This is a genomic window from Oceanobacillus kimchii X50 (genome assembly GCF_000340475.1).
Lineage (GTDB): Bacteria > Bacillota > Bacilli > Bacillales > Amphibacillaceae > Oceanobacillus > Oceanobacillus kimchii.
The window spans coordinates 994,276-1,008,776 of sequence record NZ_CM001792.1 but is presented as its reverse complement, the minus strand read 5'-3'; the positions used below and the strand labels follow the sequence as shown (position 1 = coordinate 1,008,776).

The 14,501-nt window shown below is 35.3% G+C and carries 17 protein-coding genes; 1 reads left to right on the top strand and 16 read right to left on the bottom strand.

The genetic code is table 11. The features are described from left to right. Positions 1–89 precede the first annotated feature (89 nt). The 13 genes from phnE (C794_RS05430) to C794_RS05370 all read right to left on the bottom strand — a co-directional run bounded on the left by phnE (C794_RS05430) (position 90) and on the right by C794_RS05370 (position 11,162). Entirely contained in the window at positions 90–953 is an 864-nt protein-coding gene (gene phnE, locus C794_RS05430; RefSeq protein WP_017796110.1) for a phosphonate ABC transporter, permease protein PhnE, read from the bottom strand. After that, the gene (gene phnE, locus C794_RS05425; protein WP_017796109.1) at positions 953–1,738 is read right to left on the bottom strand and encodes a phosphonate ABC transporter, permease protein PhnE; all 786 of its coding nucleotides are present in this window, start codon (positions 1,736–1,738) and stop codon (positions 953–955) included. The genes phnE (C794_RS05430) and phnE (C794_RS05425) overlap by 1 nt, the downstream gene beginning before the upstream one ends. Before the next feature lie 13 nt (positions 1,739–1,751). Further along, entirely contained in the window at positions 1,752–2,516 is a 765-nt protein-coding gene (phnC, locus tag C794_RS05420; protein ID WP_017796108.1) for a phosphonate ABC transporter ATP-binding protein, read from the bottom strand. Between the two features lie 49 nt (positions 2,517–2,565). Continuing rightward, complete coding sequence (locus C794_RS05415) at positions 2,566–3,594, bottom strand: PhnD/SsuA/transferrin family substrate-binding protein (RefSeq protein WP_017796107.1); 1,029 nt, start codon at positions 3,592–3,594, stop codon at positions 2,566–2,568. A gap of 118 nt (positions 3,595–3,712) precedes the next feature. Continuing rightward, a complete protein-coding gene (locus tag C794_RS05410) occupies positions 3,713–4,519 on the bottom strand; it encodes a PHP domain-containing protein (RefSeq protein ID WP_017796106.1) in 807 nt (268 codons plus the stop codon). Further along, on the bottom strand, positions 4,509–5,228 hold the full coding sequence (gene phnL / locus C794_RS05405; RefSeq protein ID WP_017796105.1) for a phosphonate C-P lyase system protein PhnL: 720 nt from the start codon (positions 5,226–5,228) through the stop codon (positions 4,509–4,511). The genes C794_RS05410 and phnL overlap by 11 nt, the downstream gene beginning before the upstream one ends. 14 nt (positions 5,229–5,242) lie before the next feature. Then, positions 5,243–6,424, bottom strand: coding sequence for a phosphonate metabolism protein PhnM (gene phnM / locus C794_RS05400; protein WP_017796104.1), 1,182 nt, complete (start codon positions 6,422–6,424; stop codon positions 5,243–5,245). Positions 6,425–6,437: 13 nt separating this feature from the next. Then, positions 6,438–7,277 carry an ATP-binding cassette domain-containing protein gene (locus tag C794_RS05395; RefSeq protein WP_017796103.1) on the bottom strand — a complete coding sequence of 280 codons (840 nt, stop codon included), beginning with the start codon at positions 7,275–7,277 and terminating at the stop codon, positions 6,438–6,440. After that, a complete protein-coding gene (locus C794_RS05390; RefSeq protein ID WP_017796102.1) occupies positions 7,270–8,139 on the bottom strand; it encodes an alpha-D-ribose 1-methylphosphonate 5-phosphate C-P-lyase PhnJ in 870 nt (289 codons plus the stop codon). Before C794_RS05390 ends, C794_RS05395 begins: the two co-directional genes overlap by 8 nt. After that, a complete protein-coding gene (locus tag C794_RS05385; RefSeq protein ID WP_017796101.1) occupies positions 8,136–9,239 on the bottom strand; it encodes a carbon-phosphorus lyase complex subunit PhnI in 1,104 nt (367 codons plus the stop codon). The genes C794_RS05390 and C794_RS05385 overlap by 4 nt, the downstream gene beginning before the upstream one ends. Further along, complete coding sequence (gene phnH / locus C794_RS05380) at positions 9,239–9,826, bottom strand: phosphonate C-P lyase system protein PhnH (protein WP_017796100.1); 588 nt, start codon at positions 9,824–9,826, stop codon at positions 9,239–9,241. Before phnH ends, C794_RS05385 begins: the two co-directional genes overlap by 1 nt. Before the next feature lie 24 nt (positions 9,827–9,850). Beyond that, a complete protein-coding gene (gene phnG, locus C794_RS05375; RefSeq protein WP_017796099.1) occupies positions 9,851–10,276 on the bottom strand; it encodes a phosphonate C-P lyase system protein PhnG in 426 nt (141 codons plus the stop codon). A gap of 169 nt (positions 10,277–10,445) precedes the next feature. Next, positions 10,446–11,162 carry a GntR family transcriptional regulator gene (locus C794_RS05370; protein ID WP_017796098.1) on the bottom strand — a complete coding sequence of 239 codons (717 nt, stop codon included), beginning with the start codon at positions 11,160–11,162 and terminating at the stop codon, positions 10,446–10,448. Positions 11,163–11,601: 439 nt separating this feature from the next. Here C794_RS05370 and C794_RS05365 point away from each other — a divergent pair, with 439 nt between their 5' ends. After that, positions 11,602–11,961: a Lin0512 family protein gene (locus C794_RS05365; protein ID WP_017796097.1), complete on the top strand. Its 360-nt coding sequence runs from the start codon at positions 11,602–11,604 to the stop codon at positions 11,959–11,961. Positions 11,962–12,197: 236 nt separating this feature from the next. Here C794_RS05365 and C794_RS05360 read toward each other — a convergent pair whose 3' ends face one another. The 3 genes from C794_RS05360 to C794_RS05350 form a co-directional block, all read right to left on the bottom strand. Next, the gene (locus C794_RS05360; RefSeq protein WP_017796096.1) at positions 12,198–12,995 is read right to left on the bottom strand and encodes a cytochrome c oxidase assembly protein; all 798 of its coding nucleotides are present in this window, start codon (positions 12,993–12,995) and stop codon (positions 12,198–12,200) included. Further along, positions 12,988–13,497 (bottom strand): DUF2243 domain-containing protein, encoded by a 510-nt coding sequence (locus C794_RS05355; protein ID WP_026133732.1) that lies wholly within the window; start codon positions 13,495–13,497, stop codon positions 12,988–12,990. The genes C794_RS05360 and C794_RS05355 overlap by 8 nt, the downstream gene beginning before the upstream one ends. A 475-nt stretch (positions 13,498–13,972) precedes the next feature. After that, positions 13,973–14,371, bottom strand: coding sequence for an acyl-CoA thioesterase (locus C794_RS05350; RefSeq protein WP_017796094.1), 399 nt, complete (start codon positions 14,369–14,371; stop codon positions 13,973–13,975). Positions 14,372–14,501 lie beyond the last annotated feature (130 nt).

The window sequence follows — 14,501 nt, the reverse complement described above, 5'->3', positions numbered from 1 at the left end:
AAGCTGGTTCTCAACACCAATTCATTTGGATTTATATTTTGAGTAAATACTTTTGTTCCAACCTCGTTCAGCTTTTATTTATTTCTATTTTATGAAGTTAATTGACCAGGAAAATAGCGATTTTTCAATCTCGTGGAAGTAATCTCTAGTATGATTGCAATCAACAAGATTGCATACGTGATAAATCCTACTTCTCTAAGATCAAAGTAAAATCCAGAAGCCATAAACAATTCGAAACCAATTCCGCCCGCTCCTGCAGCTGCACCCATTGCGACTGCTACTGAAAAGTTAATTTCGAATCGTAAAAATGTCCATGATAATAAATACGTAAATGTAGATGGTAGTACGCCATGAACGATAACATGCCACCATTTTGAACCCGAAGCTCTTAGTGCTTCAAGTATTCCAGCATCGACCTCCTCAAAGGATTCTGAAAAAGCCTTAACTAAGTAAGCAACGGAGTGAAACAACATTCCAAGAACAGCAGCTTCACTTCCAAGTCCAGCCGCTATGGCGAAAATAAGCACCCAAAGCACAGTAGGTACAGCTCGTACAAACGCTACAAAAATTCTTACTGTATTCGAGATCCATGGTTTTGATAAGTTTTCTGCTGCCATTAAAGCAAGGAAAAAAGCAATAATCGCTCCTAATACCGTGGCTAAAACTCCTAATCCTAGCGTAACTCCAATTTGATATACCGCTTCCTGCCAACTAAAATGGTTTAAAGCAGGCTCTAAGAACATTACTCTTAAATTATGCCATGTTTCTGGTATTGCACGTTCTAATTGTAGGCCGGAATAATTGAAAAAGAAAAACGCTAAAATCGTTAATAGACTAAGGATCCATATTGTACTCTTCACAACTAAATCTATTTTATTCCCAGATTTTATGTTGATTTGCCCGTTCCGCTTCCGTCTCATTTTTATAGAGGCTGTCACTTGATTCATTTCCATTACAATATCACCTTCCGTATTTTGTTAGATAATAATTCAATAATAATTACGGCTATAACAATGGAAAAAGTAATCAAGGCAACAACATCATAATTCATATTTTTATAGTAAATATCAAACATATAGCCAATACCGGTACCTGTTAAAATCCCTACAAGTGTAGCACTACGTATATTTGTTTCGATCATAAATAGTATCCAACTTAACATTTGCGGGAGACTTTGTGGAATTACAGCATTATTTACGATATGAAAGTATGTAGCTCCAGTTGCACTTAGGGCTTCTACGGAACTTGGGCTAGCTTCATCTATCGTTTCAATAAATGCTCTTGTCAAAAATCCCAGCGTCCCAACAAACAATGCTAGAAAACCAGTTACCGAGTTTTGACCGAAGGAAATGAGTAATATCAATGACCAAGCTACCACGGGAATATTTCTTGAAAAGGATGCTATAAAACGAGCAAACACACTAAATATATTGTTTACTTTTGTCGTTTTTGAACCGAGTAATGCTAACGCGATTGATAGAACTGCTGCTAAAGTTGTAGCAGCAATAGACATAAAAATTGTCTCCGTTAATTTTTCTAATATTCCAGGTAATTTGATAATAGCTTCGCTGGTAATAAAAAGATTAGCAACCATCCAACCAATTGCTTGTGGGATTGTCGTAATACTCTCAAGTAAATTAAACTGAGTTATGGAGGAAGCAAAATAGGTCATTAAGATAATCACTAGTAAAAAGATTGTTGCTTGCCACTTCCCTTTTCTCATCTTTTGTTCATCCATGCGACCTGCTCCTCTATACCGTGATTAGTTCCCGCTGTTGAAAACCATAAATTGATTCTATTTTCTCTTGATATAGCAATTTACTTGGACCATCAAAAACAATTTCTCCACTTTTTAAACCGATAATGCGATCTGCATATGCTTTCGCCACTTCAACTTGGTGTAAATTTACTAAACAGGTAATTCCTAATTCATTTGTAATTTTTTTTAAATAATCCATAATAATCTTTGAAGAATTTGGATCTAGGGAAGCGATTGGTTCATCACATAGAATAATTTTTGGGTCTTGAATCAACGCCCGACATATTCCAACCCTCTGCTGCTGCCCTCCACTTAATTGATCACAACGTTTATATGCATGATCAGCAATTCCTAATTTATCGAGCAATTCAAATGCTTTTTCTTTCTCTTTTTCTGTAAATCTTCCAAATATGCCTTGTAAATTTGTTTTATATCCAAATCTTCCATGTAGCACATTTTCAATTACCGTAAGTCGTGGAACTAAATTATAATGTTGGAAAATCATTCCAATATTTGTACGTAAGGATCTTAAAGACTTTTTCTTCATACCCCCTACACTTTGTCCATCTATAAATACACTACCCTCACTAATTTCTACCATTCGATTAATGCACCGAAGTAATGTAGATTTACCCGCTCCAGATGGACCAATGATGGATACAAATTCGCCTGAGCCTACTTCAAAATTAACGTTCTTTAACACTTTCGTTTCTCCATTATAGTGCTTACCAAGGTTATTCACTTCTAATAAAGCCATATGCTCACTCCTTCCGAATTAATATAAAACCAATAGATAGTCATTAAACTTATTTTGTAGCTGAAAGCTCTCGAATTGGATTAAACCATTGATCTTCAACAGGGGCAAAACGTTCATCACCAGATTTAAAAAATAAACCAGATTCATCGGAATCTTCAGGGACAAAAATCGTCTCATTATTAGCAATTTCATCAGAGCTAAATAGATTTTGAATCGTTTCAAACTCTTCATCACTGAGTAAGTTAGTATTTGCTACAAAAGGAGCATTTAAGACTGGAGTTACATTCATTAATGTAAATTCACTTCCAGTTACCGTGTTAAATGGCTCTTCAGCATTATCTTTTACTTGATATACAGATCCTACTGCGTTTTCTTCTCCTTCTACTACCTCTACATAATTTTCTACACATGTATCGCAGAATGCAGCCACATCAGCATTTCTGTTTAACAAATTAACAGCTGATCCTTGATGAGATCCACCAAATAAAACTTGTTCAAATAAAGGGCCACCTTCCATTAAATCTTCTTCCGTTAACTCCATGTCAGAAAAATTCTCTAGTATTGTTGAAGAAGGAACCACAAATCCAGAGGTTGAACTATTTGAAACAAAGGAGAATTTTTTTCCTTCAATTGTATCTAGACTAAAATCATCACCATTTTTATAATTCGTTTGGTCGTCGACATTTACAGCAAGCCAACTATGATACATTGCATCTTCTAACGTCCCTGATGGACCAGTTGGAACTACCATTGGTTTCACTGCATCATTTTTACTATTTGCCTCGATATAACCTTGTGCTCCCATAAATGCAAGTTCAGCATTATCATTTGCAATGGTTTCAATAGCGATTGCATAGTCAGTAGTTAAATGATGTTCTACTTGCTTACCAGTCTCTTCTTCTATGACATTACCAATTTCGTCTCTCGCAGCCTTCAATTCATTACCAGATTCATTAGGGTACCAAACGATATCAATCACATCATCGCTACTTGCTCCTCCTGCACTGCCATCTGAACATGCAGTTAAGACAGACAAAATCATCACAAGCATAAGTAAACTACCAATTTTTTTACACATCGTGTATTCCTCCCAGAATATAAAATAGTATAGTTTAGAGCTATTTTTATTGAAGCATAAAAATGATGAAAATACGGTTTATTTACAGATACTTCACATTAAATTAAGACTTTTTACGCTATACCAATAATTTATTTATTGGACTTGTTATTTCACCGAGCTGAATAGGAGTACCGAATCCACCATGGTAATCCGTGCCCCCTGTCATTAATAAATCTAGTTCTTCCGCTAAAGTCTCTACTTTATCATGGTCTCTTCCCGTATGATCTGGATGATTTCTTTCTAATCCACCAAGGCCGACTTCTACTAATTCTGGAATCAAGTCATAAGATTCCAATTGACCAGGATGTGCAACAACTGCAATGCCTCCATCTTTAACAATGGCTTCTACTGCATCAAAAGCATCTATATATACAATATCTCCTGCAGCTACGCCATTATGTTTAAAAAGCTGCTGATAAAGATTTCTATATTCCATCGAATCATAAGGGGCCTTTGTCAATTCATCCATGATGTGTTGTTTATAAATCGTATTACTAGGCAAAGCTTTTTGCTTAATAACTTGTTCATCGATTTGATAACCTAATTCGTTAATTTTTCTAATTTGCCAAAGTGAATGATCATTTCTGCGATGTAACAGTGGATTACATATATTTCGTATGTGATTTGCTTCTTGCTTGTAATTATATCCAAGAATATGCACCTTACGTTCCCGCTTAAAATCATAAGCAGATATTTCAATGCCAGGAATCACATTAATATCAAAATGATTAGCTTGTCGCTGAATATCTAGCCAACCGTCAACTGTATCATGATCAACAAAACTAAGATGAGTAACACCATTTTTCTTAGCCTGCTTCATTACTTCACTTACAGCATTTGAACCGTCTGAGTAATGACTGTGAACATGTAAATCAACTTTCATACGTATTCCCTATCGTTGTTACAGGTTGATGATCATTCATATTAAAAATAGAATCACAAAGACCTTCTATAAACTCAATATCATGAAATATCCCAATAAGAGAGGTTCCACTATGCTTTAGCTTTTCAATTACTTCACGAACCTTCATTTTAGACTGTTGATCAAGGCTCGCTGTTGGTTCATCCAATAACAGAAGACGAGGTTGTTTCACCGTAGCCATAGCAATATTCAATCTCAGCTTCTCTCCACCAGAAAATGTATTGGGGTAGACATCCCAAAGTTTTTCATCTAACTCAAAATGGGTAAGAGCAGACTCTGCTTCAACCTTGGCAATAGCATGTTCTACACCCATTTCTTGAAGAGATTTTTCTACCAATTCCCGACAAGTAATACGTGGCAATACATCTAAAAATTGAGAAACATAACTGATTTCAAATTTTCGCAAGTAAATCATTTCTCTTTCTGATATTTTGGTAATATCAATTTTCCCTAGATGGTTGGAATCAAAATAAATATTCCCTTGATCTGGAAGATACGTGCGATAAATACTTTTTAAAATCGTTGATTTCCCGCTGCCGCTTTTCCCGATAATCCCTAAAAATTGTCCTTCTTCTAATTTAAAATGAATATTGTTTACCGCTTGTCTTTTAACTTGTAAACGATGGTTAATAAACTGTTTTCCAAAATCGCTCACTTCTAATAATGCCATGTTATCCCCTCACTTTAGTTGGATCTATAATTGGTAGTGGTAATTAATGAACCGTTGACCATTGTTTTTGTTAACATGGGATATCCATCTTCCATCTGATTAATGATTAAAATATCTGCTTTTTTCCCAGGTTTTATAGAACCCAGTTCTTCATCCATTCGTACAGCTTTGGCTGGATTTAACGTAACCATCTTAAACATCTCATGAAGCTCTTTCTGATGTTTTTCATGTAATTGAAAAACAGCCAATAAAAGTGCAGCCGGAAAATAATCACTACATAATATATCTGCAGAGTCTTCATGGATCGCTTCGATAGCAGATAGATTTCCAGAATGAGAACCACCAAGAAGCACGTTTGGAGCTCCAACAATTGTTTGTAACCCTAGATTCTTTGCTTCTTTAGCAACATTCAATGTAATTGGAAATTCACTAATCGTCGTACCAAATGATTGAACAAGCTTTAATTTCTCTTCATTATCGTCATCATGTGAAGCAACAGCAATTCCTTTGTCATCAGCTATTTTTGCGACTTCCGCTATTTTTTCTAATGTCATTTGTTCTCGACTTTTTCGCTCTAGTATAATGACATTCACTTCTTCATCCGATAAATTTCTATATCCTTTTAATGTCTTACTAAATACCTCCAGATCACGATACTGGCCTTGTCCTGGAGTATGATCCATAAAAGAAAGCAGATGAACCTTATCATTTTCAATATTTTCTACGAGTTGTTCGATCTGCTCGATATTATCTAGTTCAAATCTAGCATGCAGGCGGTGCCTGATTAGATGTGGACGATCGTGAGTTTCATGAATTGATTCTACTAACTGTTGTACAGTTTCTGGATTCCGAATCGGCTTATGGGTAAATAAATCTTTTTTATAAAAAGAAAGGGAATGAAAAATCGTTGTTATACCATGACTAATTAATATTTTCTCTGCTTCTCTTAGACTAATATCCATATCCATCATGCTAGTAGGTCTAGGAGAAACAATAGATTCAATATAATCAGAATGAATGTCAATAAACCCTGGTGATATGAATCCTCCATTTGCATTAATAAATTCTACATTCGAGATTTTAATAGCTTCTTCTTCCGTAACCAGATCTTTAATTCTGTCCCCTTCAATAAGGACTGCATGGCCAGATAAAATTGAGTCTTCCATAATGATGTTTCCATTGTGAATTACGTACAATATAGACAACCTCCTATAATAATGAATAGACGAGCTGTTGTGTATAAGCATGGAAAGGATCTTCTAAAATTTGATCAGTTAACCCTTGTTCGATAATTTTCCCGTTTAACATCACAATTGTTCTGTCTGCTAACATTCGAATAACAGCTAAATCATGAGAAACCACTACCATACTGATTCCAAATTCGAGTTGAATATTTTTAATTAAATCTAGAACATCTGCTTGTACAGAAAGGTCTAATCCAGTTGTTACTTCATCTAAAAATAATACTGGTGGATTATTTGACAATGCTTTTGCAATTTGCACGCGTTGCTGCATTCCCCCAGAAAAAAATTTCGGTTCTTCTTTCATTCGAAATGTGGGAATATGTACCGTTTCTAACAGGCGTTTTCCAGTCGATTCCATTTGGTTCACATTCCGGTTTCCTGCTGCAATTTGCTTTTCTGCAATATTTCCAATAGATGAAAAATCCATTTTTAGTCCATTTGCTGGATTTTGATAAACCATTCCATAATGATGATTACGAATATACCGTTTTTGTTGAGCAGATAAATCAACTAAATTTTGACCTTGAAAATCTTTATGATCAACATACATTTCTCCAGATGTCACATCTGAATCGAAATACATGCATTTCATCAGGCTAGACTTGCCGCTTCCACTTTCTCCCACAACGCCAAGGATCTCTCCTGGAAACAAATCAAATGAAATATCTTGGCAAGCATACACCGTTCCACATTCTGGACAATAATTTTGGTTCAATACTCTTGTCTCAGGATTCATACAAAGATCGCAACCGGGACCAAATTGTTTATTTAAATTCTGAATAGAGAGTGTTGGATTCTCAAACATCAATCGATTCCACCTCTTTGGTATTCATATTGTTGAGTCTTTCAATACAATAGCTTGTATCATTACATTGATAAATGGTTTCATGTGTTTTTTCATCAACTAGTTCATCTAGGAATACATCGCTAGCTCCACAAAGCTTACATTGCTTACCTGTGAAATTTTCTTTTGCAAAAGGATAATCATTAAATGCAAGTGATTCGATTGGTGTAAATGGTGGGACAGCATATATTTTCTTTTCCCGTCCAGCCCCTAGCAAAATTAATGCTTCTGATTGGTGCATCTTTGAATTATCAAATCTTGGAATTGGACTTGGAGCCATAATGTAATGATTATTTACCATTACAGGATGATCCGCATTTGTCGTTTGTCTGCCATATCGAATGATTTGCTCAAATAACATCATCCAAATTCCGCTATATTCTTGTTCTGCGTGTAAATTTTTAGTAATTGCTTCCTTCGATTCGTATGCTCTTAATGGCTCTGGCATTGGAACTTGTAAAACAAGTATTTGATTCGGCGTTAGTGGGACTTCTGGTATTCGATGTCTAGATTGTATAAGCGTTGCGTCTTGTGTTTTTTCCGTTACTTCAATATTGGTAGTTGATTGAACAAGTTTTTTAATACTGACTGCATTAACCGACTCATCTGCTCCTTGATCAATTACCTTTAAAATATCTTCTTTTCCAACAAGTGAAAGGGTTAGCTGCAGTCCACCTGTCCCCCAACCTCTTCCTATTGGCATTTCTCGAGATGAGAAAGGTACTTGATACCCTGGAATTGCAACTGCTTTTAACGTTGCCCTCCGTATTTCTTTTTTCGAACTTTCATCCAAAAATGCAAAATGGGTCTCTTGATGAATCATGTTTCATTTCCTCCCTTCTTCACATTGCGAATACTGTCTAATTTTGATTGGAACGTAACATAATGCGGAAGTTTTAAATGAGAAATAAAACCTGTCGATTCAACGGAATCAATGTGAAGTAAAACAAATTCTTCATCATGTGTTGGATAAGGAGCCTGATTGTTTTCCAAGCATTGATCGAGAATACTCATTGCAATTGCTTTTGTTTCATTCTGACCAAAGCATGCCCCATAACCAATTTCAAACTGTAGTTCTTTCGTTTTTTTATCTATCTCCTTCATTACGGGTACGAAGGATTCAACTTCTGTGATCGTAATTTCACCAATATAATAATCTTCATCTTTGTCTTCTCCAGCTTCATGAAGAGGAGATACATAAATCGGAACAGAACCTACACGAACTTCCCCTACTGTCGGATGAACTTGACCATACCCTCTTAGAGAAGCATAACCCAATGATGTAACTGCGCCCGTCTGTCCTCGAGTCAATACTTGCAACCTTTCGCTACGTGAGGAAGGAAAGGAAAGGCTCCTCTTTGTTACGTCATCTGGTAGTTGATCATCAAACGGATAAGTTTCGAATAATCCTTCCTCTCTTAAATAATCCACTACCTTCGGAAAGAAAAGTAATTCGTCGGTGTCTTCCAATTGCACATCTTGAAATTGTTCTAACCATCTTTCTATTTCAGCTTTAGTTTCATAGATTAAATTGAAGTCTAGTAATCGATGTGTATAATCATACGTAGCTCCTAAAATTTGCCCGCCTGGAATATCTTTAAAGCTAGCTGATATTCTTCTTTCGACGAACATAGACGCTGTTTCTATTGTTCTACTATAATAACGTCTTGGTAATGTAGAACGGTGGGCACGAAGTAAGAAAACAGCTTCTTCCATACTGCCCTCAGCTTGTTTGATAGCCAGTGCAGCTAAATATGGATTGTATAAGCTTGCCTCCGACATCACCTGATCTACAAGTTGTCGCATTGTCGCCAAAATAGTTTCCACTTCGATGATTGCTTTTTCTTTCAGCCGTTCATATTTCAAACGGTCAATAGAGGCTTCTATTGCTTCTGTGCCCCCTTTAACAGCAACATACCCCATTATCTATCTGCCCCTCTCCTATGTACTTTTGTCGTTCTAGGTATACAGACAATATTCGAATTTTGATCCGTAAATATTAAATCTATTCCAAGTGGATATTCTTTTATTTTTTCGTCTCTTTCCCACCAAAATTCCTCAGAGACTTCTAATCCAATGCTATGTGTTTCTTTAATTCCCGGACCAGATAATTCAAGATTTCCATTTTCTATTATGTTTTGTTGTTCAACCATTAACGTTGCAGACTGATGTGGGTCGGATAAAGTACCGACGCAACCTTTTTTTAACGTTTTTATTAAATCTCCAGGGTCTGTATTGTTTTTGACAATGATATAGTCTGCTTTTTCAATTGGTACCTGTGTCGCAACTGTATATTGAGACAGCAAATTCGCAAGCTTCGTATCATTCGCTATTACATGAAAGTTCACCTCTGCATCAAATAATGTTAAAGCAACTAAGAATGTAGCAGGGAAGCAATGCAACTCATGTTCAAGTTTGAATTCTACCGATGAAATTTTTCCCGGCTTCGACATGCTATCAAGAATTTTCCGATATGTGTGTTGTGTATCGTGAACAAAATTAGTGACCATAAAAATCCCTCCTTATATAGGAATTTATTCAACATCCATTGTGTCAAAATGTACTTTTGTCTTGAGTAATTCCTGCTGCTTTTTTACTTTTTGCATATGAATTTTTTGTTCTTCTTTAATCAGGAGTTCATTCCAATTAATGATTTCTGGCAATTTCGCTTTATATGCAGCATCAATAATGGCTAAATTATTCGCTAGGTCATCTTTCATACCAACTATGATTCCAACTCCTATTTGACCACTAACCTCAACCTTTGCCTCTGTGACAAGCACTTCCCCGATATGAAATAGGGACTGTTGTGCTGTTTCACGCATTTTCATCATCGTAAGACTATAAGATGGTGGTGAAAATTCCTGCCATTGATATTTCTTTTTAATTTCTTCCGCAAGGTTATCTACTAAACTCGCATCTCCCTGAATAAGAATTTCAGTTCTACGTTTCCGATTCATTTTTCATAACCTCCTTCACAAATTAATCCTAACTTGTCGCCAAGTTATTGTGTGTTAAGAAGTGGTTAAGTATATGTAAAGGAATATACAAAATGGCTTGTGTCATTGAAGATCATAGTGTTGATATAAAAAAGCAAGGACCAATCTCTAACATTAGATTGGTCCCTGCTTATGGAATAGTAGAAATATCATATTTGAATGTATCACTTCTATAAAGTATTTTCGTATATTCTAAAATCTGATTGGTTTCTTTATCTGTGCAGTCCGTTTCTACTACAATTAATGGAATCATACTTTTACATTCCAATAATTGTTGTTCTTCTAAGGTTGGAAAAGTAACACTTAAAATTGATTTGCTACTTGTAAACTTTTTAATTCCTTGTTGTCTATAAAAACGAAACATAGATAAAATTTCTGGTCCTTCTTCTATAATGTTTGGAACGGTTGATTCTTTTACAAAAGAATAGTGAATTGCAATAATTTCTCCATTAATATAACGTAATCTTACAACCTGATAGACATTGTCATTTTCACTTGCATGTAATCGATTAAATACAGATTGATTATAGCCAATTTTTTTGAACAAAACATTTTTCGTTTGTAAATCATATCCCATCTGCTCCATTTTTTCTGTGAAGCTAGTATCTCCAGTTAAAGGCAACTTTATTTGAACCAATTTTCCTTTTAAAAAGCGTCCCTTTCCTTGGGATGACTGAATAAATCCCCTCTCTTCTAGAGTATTAAATGCATTTCTAACCGTCATTCTTGGAACTTTATACATTTCTGCTAACGCATTTTCCGAGGGGAATTTTTCTCCTGGTTGTATCTTTTTTTGTTTAATCTGATTCATGAGATCATCTACAATCAGCATTTCTTTATTTTCCAAAAGACTCCTCCTCTCGTTACCTATTTTATCGTATCATGTATGACTAATCTACAAACAATTATATAGCTGAGTCAATATCATAAGTGCTAGATTCAATTTAAAAACGAAAATTTTTGTAATATTTATATAATAATGTTCGGGTTATAATAATAACTTGGCTTTGATTAATGAAAGACGGCGACTCCTGCAGGATCAGCACGAGCTGAAGATCCACTTGAAAAGTGTTCTTCTTTTCAAGTTATCTGAAGCCGTGCCTGTGGAAAGCGTCCGTCTCCAATGGAAATCAAACAGCACAACATTCGGATTTTATACCAAATATATTAATTATGAAATTGATTCAGCTTTATAAAATAGGAGAAAATCGGTTAATATATTTCGGAGTTTACTATTTTAGTCTTTTGGGAATTGTCATATATATTCCAATGAAAGGAGTTTTATCATGAAAAAGATACTCTTTATTCAATCTGGGATGGGAATAGATGTACACGGTCAAGATATAACGAAAGCAGCGACTAGAGCCGTGCAAAATGCTATTTGGTCAAACTCCATGCCAGGAATTGAGAAAAGCCTACCAGATAACCGTCTAGAAAACATGAAAGTAACGGTTCGTATAGCAGTCCCTCTTGATCGAGATAATTTAGATATTAGTAAAATTAAAGAAACCATCCCATATGGAACGGTAGAAGTGGATGTTACGGATGGAGGAATGACTACCTCAAGTGGTATTATTTTAGAAGATTCAGAGGACGAAAATGATTTAATGTATATCGTAAACGCTGCCGTAGAAGTAGGATACTAGAAAAAGCATACTTCAGAAATATACTCCGCTTATCCTACGGCGACTGGTGAGCCTCCGGATGCTCCGCATTCCAGGGGGCTTACCCATGTTTTGCTCCCACAACTTCGAGCGCATTACATCGCACGTAAAAAATCGATTTTTGATTTTCAAGGAGTGACCGTATATTTCTTACGCTTGTTCTAGCTATCTATTATTCGTCATTTAATCCAGAATATTTCTTATGTCAAAACCTCTTTTTAGTTTTGGCTCACATGTAAGCTGGATTTTGGGCTCGTTGAGCGATACCAATGTAAACATAATATAAAGATGATTACGATATCAATTGCATCTCCACCATAATACATGAGTATTCCACCGGCTTCTGCTTGTTCTTTTGGTACTCCTACTGGAGGGTTTGCATAAATAAACTTCGATAATATACCATGCCCAGCCAAAGCAAATACAAACACAACTGCTCGATACAAATAGCTAAACCGATGTGGCGTGGGGTCAATATAAATCATTGAAATAGTAAATAGATAACCAGCTGCAAATATATGAAAATGAACTATAAGATGGACGAATATATTTTCATGCATGAGCATATATAAGTTGGTTGTGTAAAGTACCCATAAACCGCCTATATTTAGTACTGACGCGATTATTGGATGTCGTACCAGACTAAAGAATGGTGTTTTTAATAGTTTTGATAAAATTCGCGCATGCTGAACTGGTAGCATACGTAGTAGCAATGTAGTCGGCGCTGCAAGGGCTAGTAATAGAGGTGCCAACATGCCTAATAATAAATGACTTAGCATATGAGCAGTAAAATGCCTATGTGCTAATTCAGCTATTGGTCCTACTAATGAAACACCGACTAATAGAAAGCCAATTAACCATAATATGTACCTATAGAATGGCCAAGTGCCCAAGTGTTTTTTTTTATTTGAAATTAATCCTGCTCCAATATAAGTAATTATTAAGATTAAAACCACTACAGCAATTAACCAATCCATCGACTGCAAACCACTTTCATGATGTCCATGATTAATCATCCAGATTCATTCCTTTTAAAGGATTCGCTTTCCTGCGTGTCTGAAAAACTAATATCGCCCCAATAACAATCAATAATCCCGCCACGGAGTTCCAAACAATATCATAAACAATAACATTATCAACATAACGTATTTGATGAATTTTCATGATTTTATGTTGTACCGTTCCATCATATAATTGAAACAGACCTGCACCTAATAAGATACTCCCAATCCATCGCTTTAGCCAAAGTCCATTTCTCCGTCGAAGATCTGCAAATAAAAACAATCCTCCTATCGTTGCAAACCAGCTAAATGCATGAAATAGACCATCTGAAATCAATCCGATTTCGGTGGTTGATCGATCATAAAAGTGATGCCAATGTAATAACTGATGAAAAACCACTTCATCGATAAATGCTACTAATCCAATTCCAAACAACAATCCCGACAAGAGATTACGTCCAGCATACTTTGACTTTGTCGAATATAATGATGTTTCATTAACATTTTTAGATAGGATACCCATAGTGTAAACCTCCGATCTTAGATATAACTATTTATACCCTATAACACCCCCCTCCATTCTAGGTCTTGAGCACTACAATAGTAATATGACATATTTCTACATTCAATCAGTCTTGATATATCAAGAGCTTACTTATTATCTTTCAAAATATTTTTCTTCTATTACAATTTAATCTCAATATAGAAATAAGTAGATTTCATAAAACGATACTGTAAAAAATCTGAATTACACTGTTTGTTTTTCTTTACAGACGAACGCTTTTTAACAGGAAACGACTTTAATCTTTGTGTTCGATAAAGCGCAAGAAGTATAAATAGACTCTTGTGGTAGTAAAGACGAGTCCTCGGATTGTGTTTACAAATAGAGGCTCGCTAACCGCTTATCGGTTAGGCTTAGTATATTTCTGAAGTGATTTTCAAAAACAATCCATAGAATTTTATATTATGAAACTACATATCAATTGCAAATATTATTTTATCCGTTGTTTAATTTTTTCTGGAATAGATTCACTTTTTATGCCATGTCCCTCTTTTTTCGTCCACGCTTTGACTTCATAACCTTTTGCAACTATTCCTCCTTCACGTTTAAAAACATGTTCCACTCGCATTGTTCGATCGGTTATTTTTGTAATTTCGGAGTAAATATCCACCAAATCTTCAAAATATATCGGAGAATAATACTCACAAAATGTTTCGATTAGCGGGAGTAGTATATGCTTTTCTTTATAAAGGACGGAAATTGGTAAAATGGTTTTCCCGATCAACTCTGTTGTAGCTTGATCCATCCATTTATAAAAATTAGGATAAAAAACTATCCCAGCAGCATCAGTATCTCCAAAATAAGCTTTTACTTGATAGATATTGTTCACAATGAAAATCCTTTCTTTGTTCCTGCATAGGTACTTATAAAATTTGTGTGTTGGGAAGAACGAAATAAATGAACAGTCACGTCTAGCTAGCTCGGAAAACGAAGTAAATTTCTGAAGTGGATTTCATGAT